20 protein-coding genes are annotated in these 19524 nt (G+C 68.2%); 12 read left to right on the plus strand and 8 right to left on the minus strand.

Translation table 11 applies throughout. The annotated features are described in order from the left end of the window. Window positions 1–199: 199 nt before the first annotated feature. The 9 genes from ABZ004_RS03375 to ABZ004_RS03415 all read left to right on the plus strand — a co-directional run bounded on the left by ABZ004_RS03375 (window position 200) and on the right by ABZ004_RS03415 (window position 8917). On the plus strand, window positions 200–1663 hold the full coding sequence (locus tag ABZ004_RS03375; RefSeq protein ID WP_355678133.1) for a cytosine permease: 1464 nt from the start codon (window positions 200–202) through the stop codon (window positions 1661–1663). Next, window positions 1663–2196, plus strand: coding sequence for a cysteine hydrolase (locus ABZ004_RS03380; RefSeq protein ID WP_355678134.1), 534 nt, complete (start codon window positions 1663–1665; stop codon window positions 2194–2196). Before ABZ004_RS03375 ends, ABZ004_RS03380 begins: the two co-directional genes overlap by 1 nt. After that, window positions 2193–2912 (plus strand): GntR family transcriptional regulator, encoded by a 720-nt coding sequence (locus tag ABZ004_RS03385; RefSeq protein ID WP_355678135.1) that lies wholly within the window; start codon window positions 2193–2195, stop codon window positions 2910–2912. The genes ABZ004_RS03380 and ABZ004_RS03385 overlap by 4 nt, the downstream gene beginning before the upstream one ends. Next, complete coding sequence (locus tag ABZ004_RS03390) at window positions 2909–4018, plus strand: ADP-ribosylglycohydrolase family protein (protein ID WP_355678136.1); 1110 nt, start codon at window positions 2909–2911, stop codon at window positions 4016–4018. The genes ABZ004_RS03385 and ABZ004_RS03390 overlap by 4 nt, the downstream gene beginning before the upstream one ends. Further along, a complete protein-coding gene (locus ABZ004_RS03395; protein WP_355678137.1) occupies window positions 4015–4944 on the plus strand; it encodes a PfkB family carbohydrate kinase in 930 nt (309 codons plus the stop codon). Before ABZ004_RS03390 ends, ABZ004_RS03395 begins: the two co-directional genes overlap by 4 nt. Before the next feature lie 44 nt (window positions 4945–4988). Further along, the gene (locus ABZ004_RS03400; RefSeq protein ID WP_355678138.1) at window positions 4989–5219 is read left to right on the plus strand and encodes a hypothetical protein; all 231 of its coding nucleotides are present in this window, start codon (window positions 4989–4991) and stop codon (window positions 5217–5219) included. A 315-nt stretch (window positions 5220–5534) separates the two neighbouring features. Beyond that, window positions 5535–5666: a hypothetical protein gene (locus ABZ004_RS03405; RefSeq protein WP_355678139.1), complete on the plus strand. Its 132-nt coding sequence runs from the start codon at window positions 5535–5537 to the stop codon at window positions 5664–5666. A gap of 15 nt (window positions 5667–5681) precedes the next feature. Then, the gene (locus ABZ004_RS03410) at window positions 5682–5843 is read left to right on the plus strand and encodes a hypothetical protein (protein WP_355678140.1); all 162 of its coding nucleotides are present in this window, start codon (window positions 5682–5684) and stop codon (window positions 5841–5843) included. Window positions 5844–6001: 158 nt separating this feature from the next. Continuing rightward, window positions 6002–8917, plus strand: coding sequence for an AAA family ATPase (locus tag ABZ004_RS03415; RefSeq protein ID WP_355678141.1), 2916 nt, complete (start codon window positions 6002–6004; stop codon window positions 8915–8917). 62 nt (window positions 8918–8979) lie between these two features. On the opposite strand, the gene ABZ004_RS03420 is transcribed toward ABZ004_RS03415, so the two are convergent. From ABZ004_RS03420 to ABZ004_RS03430, 3 genes are all read right to left on the minus strand, one after another. Further along, window positions 8980–9213 (minus strand): hypothetical protein, encoded by a 234-nt coding sequence (locus tag ABZ004_RS03420; protein ID WP_355678142.1) that lies wholly within the window; start codon window positions 9211–9213, stop codon window positions 8980–8982. Between the two features lie 191 nt (window positions 9214–9404). Continuing rightward, on the minus strand, window positions 9405–9761 hold the full coding sequence (locus ABZ004_RS03425; RefSeq protein ID WP_355678143.1) for an NADH-quinone oxidoreductase subunit A: 357 nt from the start codon (window positions 9759–9761) through the stop codon (window positions 9405–9407). A 174-nt stretch (window positions 9762–9935) separates the two neighbouring features. Next, on the minus strand, window positions 9936–10751 hold the full coding sequence (locus ABZ004_RS03430; protein ID WP_355678144.1) for a hypothetical protein: 816 nt from the start codon (window positions 10749–10751) through the stop codon (window positions 9936–9938). 309 nt (window positions 10752–11060) lie between these two features. Between ABZ004_RS03430 and ABZ004_RS03435 the strand changes: the two genes are divergently transcribed. Beyond that, window positions 11061–13073, plus strand: a complete 2013-nt coding sequence (locus tag ABZ004_RS03435) for a 2-oxoacid:acceptor oxidoreductase subunit alpha (RefSeq protein ID WP_355678145.1) — start codon at window positions 11061–11063, stop codon at window positions 13071–13073. After that, a complete protein-coding gene (locus tag ABZ004_RS03440; protein WP_355678146.1) occupies window positions 13070–14137 on the plus strand; it encodes a 2-oxoacid:ferredoxin oxidoreductase subunit beta in 1068 nt (355 codons plus the stop codon). Before ABZ004_RS03435 ends, ABZ004_RS03440 begins: the two co-directional genes overlap by 4 nt. A 172-nt stretch (window positions 14138–14309) precedes the next feature. Here the strand turns inward: ABZ004_RS03440 and ABZ004_RS03445 are convergent, their stop codons facing one another. Genes ABZ004_RS03445 through ABZ004_RS03465 form a run of 5 tightly spaced genes read right to left on the minus strand, consistent with a single transcriptional unit; the run spans window position 14310 to window position 18727 of the window. Then, on the minus strand, window positions 14310–14558 hold the full coding sequence (locus tag ABZ004_RS03445; protein WP_355678147.1) for a type II toxin-antitoxin system prevent-host-death family antitoxin: 249 nt from the start codon (window positions 14556–14558) through the stop codon (window positions 14310–14312). 47 nt (window positions 14559–14605) lie between these two features. Beyond that, complete coding sequence (locus ABZ004_RS03450; RefSeq protein WP_355678148.1) at window positions 14606–15853, minus strand: DUF445 domain-containing protein; 1248 nt, start codon at window positions 15851–15853, stop codon at window positions 14606–14608. A 44-nt stretch (window positions 15854–15897) separates the two neighbouring features. Beyond that, a complete protein-coding gene (locus ABZ004_RS03455; protein WP_355678149.1) occupies window positions 15898–16503 on the minus strand; it encodes a response regulator transcription factor in 606 nt (201 codons plus the stop codon). Continuing rightward, window positions 16500–17660, minus strand: a complete 1161-nt coding sequence (locus ABZ004_RS03460) for a histidine kinase (protein WP_355678150.1) — start codon at window positions 17658–17660, stop codon at window positions 16500–16502. Before ABZ004_RS03460 ends, ABZ004_RS03455 begins: the two co-directional genes overlap by 4 nt. Beyond that, complete coding sequence (locus ABZ004_RS03465) at window positions 17657–18727, minus strand: hypothetical protein (RefSeq protein ID WP_355678151.1); 1071 nt, start codon at window positions 18725–18727, stop codon at window positions 17657–17659. The genes ABZ004_RS03460 and ABZ004_RS03465 overlap by 4 nt, the downstream gene beginning before the upstream one ends. Window positions 18728–18907: 180 nt before the next feature. Here ABZ004_RS03465 and ABZ004_RS03470 point away from each other — a divergent pair, with 180 nt between their 5' ends. Beyond that, the gene (locus ABZ004_RS03470) at window positions 18908–19513 is read left to right on the plus strand and encodes a dihydrofolate reductase family protein (protein ID WP_355678152.1); all 606 of its coding nucleotides are present in this window, start codon (window positions 18908–18910) and stop codon (window positions 19511–19513) included. The last annotated feature ends 11 nt before the right edge of the window (window positions 19514–19524 follow it).

The following is a 19524-nucleotide window of genomic DNA, read 5'->3' on the forward strand; positions in this document are numbered from 1 at the left end:
CCGATCATTTCCAGAAGCTGACACTGGCGGGAGGCGTCTTCGGAGACCTCTTCACAGCAATCTCCTCAGGTCAGGGACCCGACGCTAGGTGCTAGAGGAAGGTCTAGGTCAAGTCCACTGCCTTGACCAAGGCAGCGCGCGGTCGTAGCTTGATTGAACAGGACTGAACAGGTTCAGTCCGCGGGCTGGGAGACAACAGATGGCCGATCAGGTGCAGGTGCAGCCGGGCGAGGTCAAGCCCTTGCAGGTGGAGCTCAACGGGCTGAACGTCATCGACGACGCCGACCGGAAGGGGAAACCGAACCACCTGTTCTGGCCGTGGTTCGGCGCCAACGTGTCGGTGCTCGGCCTGAGCTACGGCGCCTTCGCGCTCGGTTTCGGCATTTCCTTCTGGCAAGCGGTGATCGCCGGTGTGGCCGGGATCGTCTTCTCGTTCCTGCTCTGCGGCCTGATCGCGCTGGCCGGCAAGCGCGGCTCCGCGCCGACCATGGTGCTGAGCCGGGCCGCGTTCGGCGTACGGGGCAACAAACTGCCGTCGCTGATCTCCTGGCTGCTGACCGTCGGCTGGGAGACCGTGCTGACCATCCTCGCCACCCTCGCGACGGCGACCGTCTTCGAGCGGCTCGGCTGGGGCGGCGGCGGGGTGACCAAGGTGATCGCACTGGTCGTCGTCGGCACGCTGATCGTCGGCGGCGGCGTACTCGGGTTCGACCTGATCATGCGGATGCAGACGGTCATCACGATCGTCACCGGCGTACTGACTGTCGTCTACATCATCCTTGTCGCGGACCAGGTCAGCTGGAGCAAGGTCAGCGACCTGCCGAACGGCTCGACCCAGGCGGTGATCGGCGCGCTGGTCTTCCTGATGACCGGTTTCGGCCTCGGCTGGGTGAACGCGGCGGCCGACTATTCGCGCTACCTGCCGCGGTCCGCGTCCAGCTCCGGCGTGATCGGCTGGACCACGTTCGGTTCGTCGATCGCGCCGATCGTCCTGCTGATCTTCGGCCTGCTGCTGGCCGGCTCCTCGAGCGATCTGTCGACCGCGATCGCCGCGGATCCGATCGGTGCGCTCGCGGAGGCGTTGCCGACCTGGTTCCTGGTGCCGTTCGTGATCGTGGCCGTGCTCGGCCTGGTGGGTGGCGCGGTCCTGGACATCTATTCCTCCGGGCTCGCGTTGCTCTCGGTGGGACTGCCCGTACCGCGGTATCTGGCCGCCTTCGTCGACGGCATCATCATGATCGCCGGCACGATCTACGTGGTGTTCTTCGGCGACGAGTTCCTCGGCCAGTTCACCGGCTTCCTGATCACGCTCGGCGTACCGGTCGCGGCCTGGTGCGGCATCATGCTCGCCGACATCGCGAGCCGCCGGCGTGATTACGCCGAGGCCGATCTGTTCGACCGCACCGGCCGGTACGGCGACGTCCGCTGGTTGCCGGTGGCAACGGTTGCGGTGACGACCGCGATCGGGTGGGGACTGGTGACCAACGCCAGCGCGCACTGGCTCACCTGGCAGGGTTACCTGCTCGACCCGCTCGGCCTCGGTGGCAAGCAAGGCAACTGGGCGTTCGCCAACCTCGGCGTACTGTTCGCGCTCGTCGTCGCCTTCGTTGTCCAGCTGGCCGCGGGCTACCGGAGTGTGCAGGCCCAGGAGGCGAAGGCCTGATGGTGCTGGCGATCATCGACCTGCAACGGATCTTCGCCGACCCCGACAGCGGCTGGGCGACACCTGATTTCCAGCGCGTGGTGAAGCCGACGCAGCGACTGGTCGAGCTGTTCGGTGATGACGTCGTCTTCACCCGTTTCGTCGCCCCATCGGAGCCGACCGGCTCGTGGATCCCGTACTACGAGCAGTGGCCGTTCGCGCTCCAGCCGCCCGATTCGTACGCCTACCAGCTGATCGACGAGTTCCGCGGTGCGCCTACTCTCGACAAGCCGACCTTCGGCAAGTGGGGACCTGAGTTGGCTTCGGCTGCGGATGGGCGACTCGTGTTGAGCGGAGTCACCACCGATTGCTGCGTGCTCACGACAGCGCTGGCTGCAGTGGACGCGGGCGTCGCCGTACAGGTGGTCTCGGATGCGTGCGCCGGTGTGGACGAGGCGAGCCATCAGAAGGCGCTCGACATCATGCGGCTCTACGCCCCGATGCTCGAAGTCGTCACGGTCGACGAGCTGGTGAACCGCGCGGGGGCCCAGTGATTCGTGGTGCGGACCTGAAACACGAGCGGATCGCGTCGATCCTGGCCCGGGAGATCCGGTCCGGCCGGGTCGGGCACGGCGATCAGCTGCCCGGTGAGATCGAACTGGCGAAGCGGTTCGCGGTCAGCCGGAACACGGTCCGCTCAGCGCTCGCCGTACTGACCGAGGACGGGCTGATCACGACCCGGACCGGCAAGGGATCGTTCGTCCTCTTCGACGGCCGGCCGCTCGACGACCGGCTCGGCTGGACCCAGGCGCTCGCGCAGCAGGGCGTCGAGACCGAGCTCCGCGTACTACGGCTCGCGCTCGTCCCGGATGCCGCGTTCGCCGACCGGGTCGGCCTGGAATCGCCCGACTTCGTGGTGATCGAACGCCTCCGGGTGATCGTCGGGGGCGCCGCGATCTCGATCGAACGCAGCCGGATCCCGGCGGTTGGCGAACTCCGCGACGTGCCTTCCCGGGGACTGGTGGACGGCTCGATCACGGCGACTCTCAGCCAGGCCGGGTTTCATCTCGATCACGGTCGGCAACGGCTCCGCGGCCGGCCGCTCGATGCCGAGGAGGCGTCGTTGCTGGACCGGCCTGTCGGCACGTGGTTTCTCTCCACCCGGCGTACGAGCTGGACCGCGGACGACCGGTTCGCGGAACAGATCGACAGCCTCCTCGATCCCCAGCACTTCGAACTCAGCCTGAACTACGGCGGGACAGAGCGATGACCCGTACTGCGCGTGCCGCCGGAGCCCTTTACGGTTTGGCGATCGGTGACGCGCTCGGGATGCCGACCCAATCGTTGCCTAGGGCCCTTATCTTCTCGCGGTACGGCGAGGTGCTCGACGGGTTCCACCCTGCTCCTTCCGACCAACCATTGGCGGCGGGGATGCCGGCGGGGGCGATCACCGACGACACCGAACAAGCCGTGCTGCTGGGCGAGTTGCTCGTCTCCTCGGGCGGCAAGATCGACGGTCACGAGCTGGCGCGGAAACTCCTCGCCTGGGAGGACTCGATGCGCGCCCGCGGCTCACTCGACCTCCTCGGCCCCTCCACCAAACGAGCCATCGACGAACTCCTCGCCGGCACCGACATCACCGAATCCGGCCGCCAAGGCACCACCAACGGCGCCGCCATGCGCATCACCCCAGTCGGCATCGCCACCTCCCTCGAGATTGAGGGATTGCTCCTCGATCGGGTGATCGCGGCAAGCGCTGCAACCCACAACACCGGCCTCGCCCTCTCAGCCGCCGCCGCCGTCGCCGCCGCGGTCAGCGCCGGCATCGACGGCGCAACGGTGCTCGAAGCGATCCCCATCGCAATCCAAGCCGCCTCCAACGCGGCATCTTCCGGTCACTGGGTAGCCGGCGCCGACGTCGCCACCAGAATCCAATGGGCCACCTCCCTGGTCACCACGACCCCACCCGGCAGCACCTCGACCGGCGTATCTCCAACCGGCGCTCTCCGGACGAGCGCTTCGACGACCGGCGGCCCTCCTCTGGACGACGCGGCGTCTGGCGGTACCTCTCCTCGGCCGGGCGTTGTGGCTGCGCTGCTTTATGACCTTGTTGGGACCAGTCTTGCCAGTCAGGAGTCTGTGCCGGCTGCGTTTGCTGTGCTCGCCGCGTACCCGGACGACCCCTGGCTCGTCTGCCGATTGGCGGCATCGTTGGGGGGCGACACCGACACGATCGCGGCGATCGCCGGTGCGGTGGCCGGCGCCTGCCACGGCGTCGACGCGTTCCCGCCCGACGCACGGCGTACCGTTGCCAAAGTCAACAATCTGCGACTGGACGGCCTCGCCGCGCGACTGCTCGAAGTCCGGGACGCATGAGACTGGTCCATCTCGGCAACGTCGTCGTCGACCTGGTACTCACCGTCGACGCCCTCCCGGTCCGCGGCGGCGACACGATCGCCACCAGCAGCACCACCTCCCCCGGCGGCGGCTTCAACGTCATGGCCGCCGCCTCGCGCCTCGGTCTGCCCACCCTGTACGCCGGTCCGCTGGGTACCGGCCCCTTCGCGGACAAGGCACGAGCAGCCCTGCTCGCCGCCGGCATCCAGTGCTCGCTCCCGCCAAGACCCGACCAGGACACCGGTTTCGTCGTCACCCTCGTCGACCCCTCCGGCGAACGCACCTTCGTCACCACCCGAGGCGCCGAAGCCACCCTCACCCCTCAGGACCTACCTGCCCCCGAACCCGACGACCTCATCTACCTCTCCGGCTACAGCCTCCTGCACGACTCCAACCGAGCTGCGCTCATCCCGTGGCTAGCAAGCATCCCACCCGAAATCCCAGTCTTCTTCGACCCAGGCCCGCTAGTTGCTGACATCCCCTCGACCGCCCTTGAACCCGTCCTCCGCCGCGCCACCTGGCTCAGCTGCAACGCCACCGAAGCAACTACCCTCACCGGTCGAACGGACCCCACCGCAGCCGCCGAAACCCTCGCAAACCGCCCCCAACCGGCCGCCGTCACCCCGGTGGGTGGGGTGGTGGTTCGGGATGGAGCGAATGGGTGCGTGCTCGGCGTACGGGGTGGTGGGGTGGTTGAGGTGGCGGGGTTTGGGGTGGAGGCGGTGGATTTGAATGGGGCGGGGGATGCTCATGCGGGGGCGTTTCTGGCGGGGATTGCCGAGGGCAAGGAACCGGTGGAGGCGGCGCGGTGGGCGAATGCGGCGGCGGCTCTTGCGGTGACGCGGCGCGGGCCGGCTACTGGGCCGACTCGGAGCGAGTTGGAGGCGTTCCTAAGGGCGTACTAGGGAGCCGTTCGCGGGTGTAGGTGCGGGGATAGGGAGTTGTGCGGATGTGCCTGTCGTCCTCAGACGCGCAGAGTCTGGGCATCGACAAACTCCCGGAGGAGATCATGATGTTGTACTACTCTCCCCAATCAATCGAGGCGGAGATCGCCTACCGCCAGGAGCGGATCAAGCGCGACTTCCAGCGCCCGCTCTGGTTCTTCAAGACCAAGCCCGCCAAGCAGCCCGCGCCGCAGCAGGCCTGCCGCCCGGCGGTCCAGGCCCGGCACGCGATGTGAGTGCCCGCCCACCCCCGAACCCCCATCCACCCCAGCGCGGCCGAGTTCCCCTCCCGGAACCGGCCGCGCTGCCGCGTTCCCACCCCTCACACCACCAGGTCGATCGGGTCGGTCGGCTCCTCGCTTTCCTCAGCTCAGCTGTGGGGCAGCCCGGCGTACGGGGAGGGCCTTAGGCGGGCAATTGGGGGGACGGCGAGTACCTAGTGAGTGCCTAGGGGTGGGGATAGGGAGGAAGTCCGATGTGCGGGGGGTCCTCAGGCGAGCAGATTAGGGGCATCGGCAAGGGGCCGAGAAAACAGCCAGGAGGCAACCGAAATGTTCACCACCGACAGCGTCAAGGCCGAGGTCAGCTACCGCCGCGAGCGGCTGAGCCGTGACTACGGGCGTACGGCCCGTCGCCACGCCGCCCGCCGGCACCTCGTCCACCTGTTCACCAAGAACGTCTGAGGGGAGGTACACACCATGAACTTCACGACTTACTCGATCAAGGCGGAGACCGCCTACCGGCAGGAGCGGACCAAGCGCGAGTTCCGGCGCACTCCCCGGAACGAGAGCCAGGAGCAGGCTGCGAAGCCCGCTCCCCGGCACGCTCGCCGGGCCCTGCGACCCACGCACGCCGCATGACCGCGGGAGTCACCGTCCCCGACCAGCTAGCCAAGGTCGGGGACGGTGTCATTTCCGGTGACGCAACCCCGCGCACGGGTGTTCGGACAGTAATTGTCACGACCGCGGAGAGCGCGCGGACGGGATGCCGTCGAATTGTGTCGGCTCCAGGGGCGAAGATGGACGACGTGCCCTGGACCTCGACACCTCTCGTCGGCCGCTCGACCGAGATGGCCGCCCTGCTCAGTACCGTCGACGACGCGAAGACGCGCCGCGCCGGTGCCGTCCTGCTGTCCGGCGACGCCGGGGTCGGCAAGACCCGGTTGCTCGACGAGATCGCCACCGGCGCTCACGAGCGCGGGTTCGGTGTCCTGGTCGGGCACTGCACCGACTTCGGCGACGCCGGGCTGCCCTATCTGCCGTTCACCGAGATCTTCGGCCGGCTGGCCGGGGAGCGCCCCGACCTGGTCGAGAGCGTGCTCACAAATTTCCCAGCGATCGGCCGGCTGCTGCCCACGCACCGGCTGATCGGTGCGCCCGCCGTACCGCAGGAAGGTCAGCTGGACCGCGCGGCCTTGTTCGACGCCGTCCTCGGCGCCTTCACCGCGTTGTCGACCAGCGAGCCGCTGCTGGTGATCATCGAGGACGCGCACTGGGCCGACGACTCGACCCGGGACCTGATCGGTTTCCTGCTCACCCGGCTGACCTCGCAGCGACTCGCCCTGGTGATCTCGTATCGAAGCGACGACCTGCACCGTCGCCACCCACTCCGCCGCCCGATCGCCGAGTGGTCGCGGATCCCGCGGGTACGCCGGGTCAACGTGGCGCCGCTGGACGCCGACGAATCGCTGACGCTCCTCAACGAGCTGACCACCAAGCCGCTGCCGGACGTGGAGGTACGCCGAATCCTCGAGCGAGCCGGCGGGAACGCGTTCTTCACCGAGGAGCTCGTCGCGGCCGCGTCGATGGGCGACGGCGACATGGTGCCACCGGATCTGGCCGATCTCCTGCTCGTCCGGCTCGACCCGCTGTCCGACGACGCCCGCCAGGTCGCCCGGGTGATCGCGGTCGCCGGTCGCCGGGTGCCGCACACGCTGCTGACCGCTGTCGCCGGGCTGCCGGATCGCGAGCTCGACGCGGCGCTCCGGGAGCTGATCGACGCGCACATCATCGAGCACCCGGGCAACGCGAGCTACTACTTCCGGCACGCTTTGCTGGCCGAGGCTGTGTACGACGACCTGCTGCCCGGCGAACGGGTTCGCCAACACGCGGCGTACGCGAAAGCTCTCAAAGACCAGACAGTCGCCGGTACTGCGGCGGAGCTGGCCGGGCACGCCACGCGATCCCACGATCTCGCGACTGCGTTCGAAGCGCGGGTGCGGGCGGGTCAAGAGGCGATCTCCGTCGCGGCGCCGCAGGAGGCGCTGAAGCACTACGAGATGGCGCTCGAGCTGTTCCCGGCCGCGCCGACGGAGGCCAGCATCAACAAGACCTGGCTCGTTGTGGAGACGGCCCGGGCAGCGGCGTTGTCCGCGCAGCAGCCGCGAGCGCTGAAGCTGCTCCGCAAGGCGCTGGCCGATCTGCCGCCGGACGTGCCGCGGGTGACCCGGGCGGAGTTGCTGATGCCCTTGGCAGAGATCGCGTTGTACATCGACTCGGATCAAGAGGCGCACGAAGCCATCTCGCAAGCCTTGCGGCTGACTTCCGACGAGCCGGCGAGCGTCTTCAAGGCGCAGGTGGTCTCGCTGTACGCCAACGTCTGCTACCAGCTCGGCCGCCCGATGGAGGCGGAGCGCTGGGCGCTCGATGCGATCCAGATCGCCCGGGAGATCGGTCAGGAGGCTGCTGCCGGCGACGCCAAGATCACCTTGGCCCTGCTCCGGCGCCAGGCCGGCGATCCGCTGGTCGCCGCGAAGCAGCTCGAGGAGGCTGCCGTGCGGGCACAACTGGCCGGCGACTCGGCGGCCGAAGTACGGAGCCGCTTCCTGCTCGGCTCGACGCAGTACGAGCAGGGCGACCTGGTCAACGCCAAGGCCTCGCTCGAGAACACGATGCATCGGGCGGGCGAGCTCGGCCGGCAATGGGCTGCTTACGGATTCGATGCCCGGCGGATGCTGGCGCTCACGCAGTTCATGCTGGGCGAGTGGGACGAGGCAGCGGAGACCGCCAGGGTCGACACGATGACACCGGTCGCGGCGGAGGCGTCGCTGCGCGGTGTTGCCCTGGCCGTGCGGGGTGGCCGGGGCGATACCGCGGTGGCCGAGGATCTGGAACGGCTGCGCAAATGGTGGACTCTCGACGTGATGCTGCCGATCATCGGGCTGCAGCCGGCCGTGGACGCGTACCGCGCACTGGATCAGGTTGCCGAGGCGGAGAAGCTGATCGCCGATGTGTCCACGTTGCTGACGGAGGTGTTCCAGACCGAGTGGTTCACGGCGAAGATCCGGTTCTCGGCGCTCGGGCTGCAGTTGTTGAGCCATCGGGTGGTGAGCGAGCCCAGCGCTGCTGCTGAGCTCGTCGCGCGCGGGGCGGAGTTGGTCGCCGATGGGCAGACGACGGCGGAGAAGGGCTTGCCGCCGGGGCGGGTGCTCGGGGTCGAGGGGATCGCTTGGCTGGCCCGGCTGGAAGCGGAGTGGGAACGGCTGCGCTGGCTGGCGGGGATCGATCAGCCGACGGCCGACGAACACGTCGCGACCTGGCTGCGGACGGTGGATGCCTTCGGGTACGGGTATGTCTTCGAGCAGGCGCGGTCGCGGGTGCATCTCTCGGAAGCGTTGCGCGCGGCCGGGCGGATCACCGAGGCGCACGAGCAGTCGCAGCTCGCGGCCGAGGTGGCGCGGCGGCTCGGGGCGAAACCGTTGCTGGCCGAGGCCGGTGGGGCGGAGGCGGGTGAGGGTCCTGCGGCGTTGACCGCGCGGGAGACCGAGGTGCTCGCGCTGCTGGCCGAGGGCCGGACGAACCGGCAGCTGGCGCGCGAGCTCTACATCAGCGAGAAGACGGTCAGCGTGCACGTCTCCAACATCCTGGCCAAGCTCGGCGTCCGCTCCCGCACCGAAGCCGCCGCAGTAGCCCGCCGCGACGGCCTGCTGACCTAGGCAGGGCACCGGGATAGCTGCCCGGCGATGCCGTAGCGGCTGCCCAGCCGCCGGTTGTCCGGCTAGCGGTGGCGGCGGTGGCCGGCGACGTGAGGGTGATGGCTGACGAGGCGTTGCCGGGTGGGCGTCGCCGGCGTACGGGCGAGGCGGTGGCGGGCCACCTCGTCAGACGTCGGAGTCTCCGGATGGGCGACGATCTCGTCGAAGACCTCCTGGGCATGCCGGAGCTTCAGCACGAACAGGCCCACCATCGCGGCCACGACCGCCGCAATCAATACCCAGAGTTGCCAAGACATACCTCACCACCCCGTATCCGCCCCGTGTCCCCGAGTAGTCACTCTAACTCCGTTTTGACCACTTGGCGATGGCTTCATCGCAATCAGTAACAAAACAAGGCTTCTTTCCTGATTGTTGTCTGAGGCAATGACTCAGGGTGACCAGGCAACCAGCGGTAGCTGCGGGCGCAGGTGACTCTCTGTGATGAGAGTCAGGTCCAGGAGAGGACGCCTTTGCGGTAGGCGTAGAGCAGGCCGACGGTGACGAAGGCGAGGAAGACGAACATCTCGATCAGGGACGAGATGCCGATGGCGGCGAAGACGCCGGCCCAGGGGAAGAGGTAGACGGCGTCGACGGCGAAGATGACGTACAGGTAGGCGTAGAGGTAGTAGCGGATGTGGACCTGCGCCCAGCCCTCGCCGACCGGGTCGACGCCGGACTCGTACGTCGTGAGCTTCTCCGCCGTCGGATACGTGATGGTGAGGGCGCGGTTCAGCGCGAAGGCACCGATCAGGCCGCCGAGCCCCAGTACGAGGATCGCGACGACAACTCCGTAGGCCTCAGACACGAGCCTTAGTTTAGTGGCCTGAGTCGGAGGTTGGTGCTTCAGCTCCGGTGTTCAGGTGCGTGCATCGCGGTGCTTGAGGAGCGTCCTCGATGCGGAGCATCGTGGATGCTCGTCAAGTGCCGCGAGGTGCGTGCCTGGGCGCCGGAGATGTGCACCAACCTCCGACTCAGGCCACTAGTTGGTGCAGAGCAGCATGGAGTCGGTGGCGACCTGGGGGCCGTAGCCGGATTTCACGTCGGCGACCTGGAGGCGCAGCCGGTTGACGCCGAGGATCTTGCGGTTCAGCCAGCCCTCGGTCTCCTGGGCCTGGTTGAGCGTGCCGAGCACGGTGCTGCCGTTCAGCAGTGACACCCGGACCGTGCCGTCGGTGAGGTTGCCGAGCCAGTTCTTCACCCAGCTGCAGCCCGCGCTGTTCACGTCGCCCCAGACGATGCCGCCTTTGTCAGCGAGCAGCTCGGCCTCGGCCCGGCGCGGTGCCTCCGATACCGGGACCACGTTGTACTGCGGGTGCCGAAGACCGCCGCTGGCGAGCAGGGGCTTCTTGTAGATGCCTCGCCAGACGTAGTGGCTGAACCCGGTCGACGCGGACGCGGATGCGGCGTACGGAGCCTGCGGGCCGATCGCCAACCGGTAGTTCTTGATCGAACCGGGCTGGGTCGAGGAGATCGTCACCTTCGTGCCGGACGGACTGGCGTGGCCGATCTCCTGCCAGCCGGCCGTCGGCGACCAGCGCTGGAGCGCGACCCGGGAGCCGGCGGCCGGGGCCGGGGTGAGCGTCCCGGCGACCGTCATGACGCCCTTGGTGTAGTCGCTGGTCCAGATGTTGGCGATCTTCACGATCCGGGCCGGTGCGGCCGCCTGCGTGACGGCCTGGCCGGCCTGCAGCCCGATCGAACTCTCGGCCGGCAAGGCGGTCGCACCGCAGGCGGTCAGGGGTGCGGTCAGCAGGGCTGCGGCGAACAGGGCGACGGCGAACGGGCGAAGGCCCATGGTGAAACTCCCTCGAGCCCGGGTGGATCCCGGGATAGATCACAGAAACATGTCGAACCCTGCCCGGAATGATCGCAGAAGGCAAGCGAACGACTGCTTTGCGTGAACGACACCGGCCGGCCGACGACCCGCAGTACGGAGGTATGAAACCACTGCCGGGCCCGCCGGGACCGGTTGATCCCAGGCTGTGGACGGCACCGGCTCAGCCATGGTTCCGTACTAAGGGCGAACTAATATGGGGGTATCGCCCTGACCGGGGGGATCGGCTGTCTCCACGAGAGATCCAGCCGGCCCAAGCTCGACTTGGAGATGAACAGAACAGTGACCATCGAGGTCAGGCAGCTCGACCGCGTGGTGATCCGGTTCGCCGGTGATTCCGGTGACGGGATGCAGCTCACGGGGGACAGGTTCACCGCGGAAACGGCATCGTTCGGCAATGACCTGTCGACGTTGCCGAACTTCCCAGCCGAGATCCGGGCACCAGCCGGGACTCTGCCGGGAGTGTCGTCGTTCCAGTTGCACTTCGCCGACCACGACATCCTGACGCCCGGTGATGCGCCCGATGTGCTGATCGCGATGAACCCGGCTGCTCTGAAGGCGAACCTGGCCGACGTACCGCGTGGTTCGACCCTGATCATCGACACCGCCGACTTCACCGCGCGGAACCTGAAGCGGATCGGGTACGACGAGAATCCGCTGGAGACCGGCGAGCTGGACGGCTACCACGTCGTGCCGCTGAACCTCACCGGGATGACGGTGGAGTCGGTCAAGGAGTTCGGGCTGACCCGCAAGGACGCGTCCCGAGCGAAGAACATGTATGCGCTCGGCCTGGTCTCCTGGTTGTTCCAGCGTCCGGTCGAGTCGACGATCTCGTTCCTGGAGACCAAGTTCGCCGGCAAGCCGGACATCCGGGACGCGAACATCGCGGCCTTCCGGGCCGGCTACAACTTCGGCGAGACGGCCGAGGAGTTCTCGGTCCGGTACGAGGTGAAGCCGGCCCGGATGGCGACCGGGCAGTACCGGAACATCTCCGGCAACCTCGCGCTGGCGTACGGCCTGGTGGCGGGCGCTCAGCGGGCGGGGATGCCGCTGGTGCTCGGCGCGTATCCGATCACCCCGGCGTCCGACGTACTGCATGAGCTGTCGAAGCTGAAGCGGTTCGATGTCACCACGATCCAGGCCGAGGACGAGATCGCCGGTGTCGGTGCGGCGCTCGGCGCATCGTTCGGTGGTGCGCTCGGTGTGACGACGTCGTCCGGGCCTGGGATCAGCCTGAAGTCCGAGACGATCGGTCTCGGCGTGATGCTCGAGCTGCCGTTGGTGGTCTGTGACATCCAGCGTGCCGGTCCGTCGACGGGGATGCCGACCAAGACCGAGCAGGCGGATCTGTTGCAGGTGATGTTCGGCCGCAACGGTGAAGCGCCGCTGCCGGTGGTCGCGGCCCAGTCCCCCGCGGACTGCTTCACGATCGCGGTCGAGGCGATCCGGATCGCGGTCACCTACCGGACGCCGGTGATGGTGCTGTCCGACGGCTACCTGGCGAACGGCTCCGAGCCGTGGCAGATCCCGGTGGTCGACGACCTGCCGACGATCGATCCCAACTTCACGACAGAGCCCAACGCGACCAACGACAAGGGCGAGCCGATCTACCTTCCATACCTCCGCGATCCCGAGACGCTCGCCCGCGCCTGGGCAGTGCCCGGTACGGCGGGGCTCGATCACCGCATCGGCGGGCTCGAGAAGGAGGACAAGACCGGCAACATCTCCTACGACCCGGCGAACCACGATCTGATGATCCGGACCCGCCAGGCCAAGATCGACGGGATCACCGTCCCGGCGCTGGAGGTGGACGACCCGGACGGTACGGCGAAGGTGCTGGTGCTCGGCTGGGGTTCGACGTACGGGCCGATCGGGGCCGCGTGCCGCCGGGTGCGGAAGGTGGGCGGCAAGATCGCGCAGGCGCATCTGCGGCACCTGAACCCGTTCCCGGCGAACCTGGGCGAGATCCTGCGCTCCTACGACAAGGTGCTCGTGCCGGAGATGAACCTCGGGCAGCTCGCGATGCTGCTGCGGGCGAAGTACCTGGTCGACGTCGTTTCCTACGCGCAGGTGCGCGGGATGCCGCTGGGCGCGGCCGAGCTGGCCGAGGTGATCGGCAACCTGGTCGAGGAGACCGAGGGGATCGACGACGACGCGCGGCATCTCGGTGCGGACGCGGCCGCTGTCACCCACGGCGAAGCACTGCACGACCCGATCACCAACGGCCACTCGGCAAACGGCCACTCGGCGAACGGCCACTTGAACCCGGAAGGTGCACGATGAGCACGATCGATCTGGGGCTGCCCGGTCTGCACGGCGTTCCCACTGCGGATGGGCCGCAGAATCGCAAGGAGTATGTGTCGGACCAAGAGGTCCGGTGGTGCCCGGGGTGCGGAGATTACGCCGTACTGGCTGCTTTTCAAGGGTTCCTGCCCGAGCTGGGGATCAAGCGCGAGAACGTCGCGATGGTGTCCGGGATCGGTTGCTCGTCGCGGTTCCCGTACTACCTGTCGACGTATGGGATGCACTCGATCCACGGGCGCGCGCCGGCGATCGCGACCGGGCTCGCGGTGGCGCGGCCGGATCTGAGCGTCTGGGTGGTGACCGGTGACGGCGACGCGCTGTCGATCGGTGGCAACCACCTGATCCACACCCTGCGGCGCAACGTGAACCTGAAGATCCTGCTGTTCAACAACCGGATCTACGGGCTGACGAAGGGGCAGTACTCCCCCACCTCGGAGCCCGGCAAGGTCACCAAGTCGACGCCGATGGGGTCGGTCGACAACCCGTTCAACCCGGTCTCGCTGGCGCTCGGCGCGGAGGCGACGTTCGTGGCGCGCACGGTCGACTCGGACCGCAAACACCTGACGTCGGTACTACGGGAAGCAGCCGCCCACCGCGGTACGGCGATCGTGGAGATCTACCAGAACTGCCCGATCTTCAACGACAACGCCTTCGACGCGTTCAAGAACCCCGACACCCGCGACGACGCGATCATCCCGCTCGTCCACGGTGAACCGATCCGGTTCGGCACCGACGGCCGCCTCGGCGTGGTCCGCGATGGCTTCGCCTCCCTTGCGGTCAAGGAGGTCGCCTCGTTGCCCGGCGGCGAGGCCGACCTGGTCGTCCACGACGCGCACGCCGACGACCCGGCGTACGCCTTCGCACTGTCCCGTCTCACCGACGCCGGCGTCCTGCACCGAGCCCCCATCGGCGTCTTCCGCTCAGTAGAACGCCCCGCCTACGACGACCTGGTCCGCCAGCAAGTCACCACCTCCAAAGACACCCAAGGCCAAGGCGACCTCCAGTCCCTACTCACCGGCACCGACACCTGGACCGTCAACTAACCCCACCACCAGTTGCCAAAGGCAACGTCCCGATCGACAGGAGATAGTCCCTCCTTTGCGTCCGGCCGTCACCTCCCTGAGCGTGACAGCCGACCGCCCAACTACCCATTTCCTGTCGATCGGGACACAGCTTCTTCCAACAGTCGCCATTGGCACGCAGGCGGCGGGTGGCTCAGCGGCTATCCCGGCGACCCCGCAGATCATCGTTGATGAGATCCCCGTCAGCCGCCCAGTCGTCGTCGAAGCGGACGCTCAGAAGGCTGGCAACCTCGTTGTACGGTCGCCAGCAGTCGCGCTCGATCGGTCCGAGCACGGCCGCCGGCCTGCCGGACACGCTGATCACGAAGTGCTCGCCGGCTTCGGCCCGGCGGACCAGATCACTCGCGTTCTGCCGCAGTTCACGCAGCTCCAAAGCATCCACCTCTCAGAAGGACATTTTCTATCTCTTGCAAGCCCTGTTCGCTGCCGTCAGAGCAGCTGGGTGAGGGTGTGGATGAGGAGGCCTACCAGGGCGCCTACTACGGTGCCGTTGATGCGGATGAATTGGAGGTCTCGGCCTACGTGGAGTTCGATGCGTTCGGCGGCTTCGCGGCCGTCCCAGCGTTCGATGGTGTCGGAGATGACCGAGACGATCTCGGTGCCGTAGGTGCGGATCACGTAGCCGACGGCTTCTGAGGCGCGGGTGTCGATCCGGCCGCGGAGGTCGTCGTCGGTCTGCAAGCGGACGCCGAGATCCTTGATGAGCTGGGTGCCCCGCGTGCGGAGGGGTCCGTCGGGATCGGAGATCGCACCGATCAACGCCGTACGGACAGCGTCCCAGACGGCAGTGAGGCTGGTGCCCATGTCGGGGTGGGTCAGCATGCGGCGCTTGAACGCCTCGAAGCGTTCCATCATCTCGGGGTCGCGCTGGAGATCGTCGGCGAGCTGGTCGAGGAGCCGGTCGACGGCCTTGCGGGCGGGATGGTGCTGGTCGTCCCGTACGCCGGCCAGCCAGGTGAGCGCCTCGCGGTGGATCCGGTCGATCACGATCGCGTCGACCCAGCGGGGCGACCAACGAGGTGCCCGCGGCCCGACCACCTCGCCAAGCGTCTCGCGGTTCTCCGCAAGCCAGTCGTACGCCTCGACCATCAGCAGGTCGAACAGCGCGTGGTGGGCCCCGTCGTCGACGACCGACTTGAGGAAATGCCCGGCGATCGGGCTCAGCGGCTCCTCCGCGAACCGCGGCAGCAGCGAACCCTGGACGAAAGCCTTCACATCGGCGTCACCGAGTTTCGGCAGCGCGGCGCCGATCGTCCGCGAGCCTTCCTCGACGATCCGTCCCGCGTGGTTGCCCGCGGCAAGCCATTCGCCGACCCGCCGGCCGACCTCGGCGGTCCGCATCTTCTCGGCGACTACGGCCTCGGACAGGAAGTTCTCCGTCACGAACTGCTCGAGACTCTCGGCCAGGCTGTCCTTGCGGGTCGGCACGATCGCGGTATGCGGGATCGGCAACCCGAGCGGCCGCCGGAACAGCGCGGTGACCGCGAACCAGTCGGCGAGCGCACCCACCATCGCCGCCTCGGACGCCGCGTTCACGTATCCCCAGGCGCCGCCGTGGTGCAGCGTCGCGACATAGATGATCGCTGCCAGCACCAGCAAGGACAGCGCCACCATCCGCATCTGCCGCAGCCCACGTCGCCGCACCAGATCCGCCCCGCTCAAAACCATCGTCGCCATAGCTTGATTCAACCAACCCGGCAAAGGGTCGCGCTTCAGAACACTCAGAGCCAGCCGGCGTTGCGGGAGATTCTGATCGCATCGAGACGGTTGTGGGCCCCGACCTTGGTGATGGCGTTCGACAGGTAGTTGCGCACGGTGGCGGACGACAACGACAACCGGGTCGCGATCTGGTCAGTGGGCAGCCCCGACTCGGCGGCCCGCAGTACGTCGGCCTCCCGCGCCGTCAGCGGACTCGTCCCGGTCTCCAGAGCAGCGGCGATGAGGTCCGGATCGATCACCCGCTCGCCCGCATGCACACGCCGTACGCCGTCCGCCAGCGTCTCCGCCGGAGCATCTTTCACGATGAACCCACGGACATGCGCCTGCAACGCCCGCAACAGCACGCCGGGCTGACTCAACCCGGTCAGCACCAAGATCTTTGCCGACGGCAACTTCTCGTGCAGCTCACCAGCAGCCGTCAGCCCGTCGAGCCCGGGCAGGTCGATATCGAGCACCGCCACATCCGGCAAGGTCCGCAGTGCGGCCGCGACGATCTCGTCGCCACGATCGAGCTCCGCCACCACCTCCATGTCCTGCTCCAAGGACAACAGAGCAACGAGTGCGCCGCGGATCATGTGCATGTCCTCGGCAATGAGGACCCTGATCATCCGACCTCCAGAATGACGGCCAGCCGGAAGGTGTTCCCGGTCGCCTGCATACTTGCCCGTCCACCCAGCGCCGCCGCGCGTTCGTGCAGTCCGGCGATCCCGCTGCCGTCGGCACTCACCGCCGACCGTACGCCGTCGTTCACCATCTCCAGCGAGACCCGGCTGCCGATCCGGCTCAGCCCGATCTCGCAGTACGACGCGTCGCTGTGCCGCAACAGGTTCGTGGTCCCCTCGCGCACCGCCCACGCCACCACCTGTTCGACCGGCGCCGGCAACTCGTAGCCACCGTCGGAGATCCGCGCATCCACCCCAGCGGCAGCCAGCAGCGCAGCGGCCGCCGCGATCTCCTCCCGCAACGACACCTCGTGTTCGTCCCGGGTGATCGCCCGTACGTCGCGCAGCGCCGTGCGCGCCACCTCGGTCAGGCCGGCCACCTCCACCTCGGCCCCGGCGGCATCGATCGGCAGCAGCCGGATCGCCAGGTCGCCCTTGAGCGAGATCGCCGACAGGCTCTGGCCGAGCAGATCGTGCAGATCCCGCGACACCCGGACCCGCTCCCGGTCGACCGCCAGCTGGGCCAGCTCGGACCGCGTCTCGTACAGCTCGTTGACCAGCTGGACCAGCCGCACCACGCCGTACAGGGCGAAGATGAAGACGAACTGGATGCCGACCCAGTAGATCCCGATCACCGCCAGCCGGTAGCTGGTTCCGACCACGGCGCCCCGGCCGGTCCCCAGCAGGCCGAAGGCCAGCACCAGGTTCCAGCCGGTGTTGATCACGAAGGGCACGGCGAATCCGACCGTGAACCGCCAGTGCCCGGGAAGCATCAGCATGCTCGAAGAAGCCAGCAGGATGCCGGTGGCGGCCCAATCGGCCCCGATCCAGATCATCGGCAGGTAGGCCAGGGCGGCGAGAGCGGCCAGCGACCACCGCCATCCGCGCGGCCGCGAACCACGGGCCGCAGCCTGGACATGCCGCAGCTGCAGGAAGGCGATCGCGGTCAGCGCCGGTACGGCGAACGCGATCTCCCCAGCGCCGTGGTCCTCCGTCCCACCGGTCGTCACCAGGACCAGAGGCAGCATCACGATGGTCAGATGCAGGCCGAGCATCACCCACGGCGCCCGGCGGGTGATCCAGAGCAGCGAGTCCGGTGTCATGCCGACTCCACCTGCCCTGAGCCGTCGGCGTCGACGAGCAATTGCAGCCCGCCTGCCGCGTGGACCACCCGGAGCCGGCAGCTGCGTACCGAGCCGTCGTGCAGCAAGCGGTCGACGACCGCGCGGAGTTCGGCCGCGAAGGCGTCGTCCGCGCCCTCGATGAGCCCTCCGTCCGGAAGCACAAGCCGGGCTTGGATCCCGGCGGCGCCGAGGAGCGCGACCGCCGTGTCGAGCTCTGCGCCGAGCGACCCGCGCTGATAGGTCCTGATCATCCGGCGGGTCTCGGCCAGCGTCTGCCGCGATCCGTCGACCAGAGCGTGGAGCTGTTCGGCCGCGAGCGCGGGGTCTTGGCCGGCCAGCCGGCTGATGGCGGCGCCCCGGCCGGCGATGGTTCCGAGGGCGGTGCCGACGGTCTCGGCCAGCTCGGCGTCGATCCGGATCCGCTCCCGGAGTACGGCCTGAACGGCCAGCTCCTCGCGGGCAGCGAGCAGCTGGCGCAGCGCGGCGGAGAGCCAGGCCAGCGCCAGGCAGGCACCGGACCGGTCGAGGATCACCACCGTCGTCCAGAGTGGATTGGTCCCTGGGTAGAACACCTGGACGACGACCAGGATCGCGATCCCTAGCCCAGAGCCGATCAGCAGCGACCAGGGACGCCGCAGGACGATCACGACCGACACCAGCAAGTGCACGCCCATCAGCGGCCAGGTCACACCGGCCAGTGGCATCCCGACCGCATAGGCGACGAACACCACGGCGAGCGTCCAGCCTGCCGCTCGCGGTCGCTCGGCATGCGCCAGCGCCCACAGATGGTGCAGGTTGGCCGCCATCATGCAGCAGGCGAGAGCGACGACGGTCGCGACCCGGCCGGGGCTTCCGGTGACATTGGTGACCTGGACAAAGGCGATCAGGCTCGAAGCGAGCAGCGGTGCGAAGGCGATGAACCGGACCATGCGGTCCGAGTACGCCGCTCGGCTCACTGTCCGGTCGGGAGTCACAGCCCCATACGCTATGCCGCCGGCAGGCCGTACTACGTCCTTCGGCCGCCGGAGATCCAGCACGATCGCCATCTACCCTCCTCCCCCGCCACCCTGCCCGACCACCCGCGCACGCCGGTAGATCCGCGAATCCACACCCGTCGATGACATCTGTCATCTCCGACTGTCCACATCGTCATCTGCCGGTCGCACCGCCTCCGCAACCACCCTGGTGAACGTCGCCGGGAGGTCCGGCGTACGGAGGAGGACACCATGAGCACCCCTGCACGCACCGTGGTCGGGAACATCACGCTGTCGCTGGACGGCCGGGTGGCCGGCCGGGGCGGCCCGTACGACATGGGCTGGATCGTCCCGCATGCCACCACCCCCGCGGCCCGTGAGCACATGATCCGGGTGACGAGTACGGCGACGACCGCCCTGCTGGGCCGCAACAACTACGAGGGTTTCGGCGGCTTCTGGCCTGCAGTGGCCGAGATGCCTGACGCGGATCCAGTCGACCGGCAGTTCTCCCGCTGGCTGAACGAGGTCGAGAAGGTGGTGTTCTCGACCACCCTCAAGGAGGCCGGCTGGTCGAACTCCCGGATCGCCACCGCTGACCCGGCGACCACGGTGAAGGAGCTGCGCGAGTCCGACGGCGGGGACATCATCGTGCTGGCCAGCACAAGCGTGATCCAGAACCTGCTCGAGGCCGACCAGCTGGACCGGCTGTCGATCACCCTGGCCCCGGAAATCGTCGGCGACGGCGCCGCCTTCTTCCCCACCGGCCTCGACGGTACGTCGTGGCACCTGGCCGACTCGACCGGCACAAAGAGCGGCGCTCTCTGCCTCCTCTACGACCGCCTCCGCACCGACAGCTGAATGGAGAAGCA

The organism is Kribbella sp. NPDC006257, from assembly GCF_040613535.1.
GTDB lineage: Bacteria > Actinomycetota > Actinomycetes > Propionibacteriales > Kribbellaceae > Kribbella.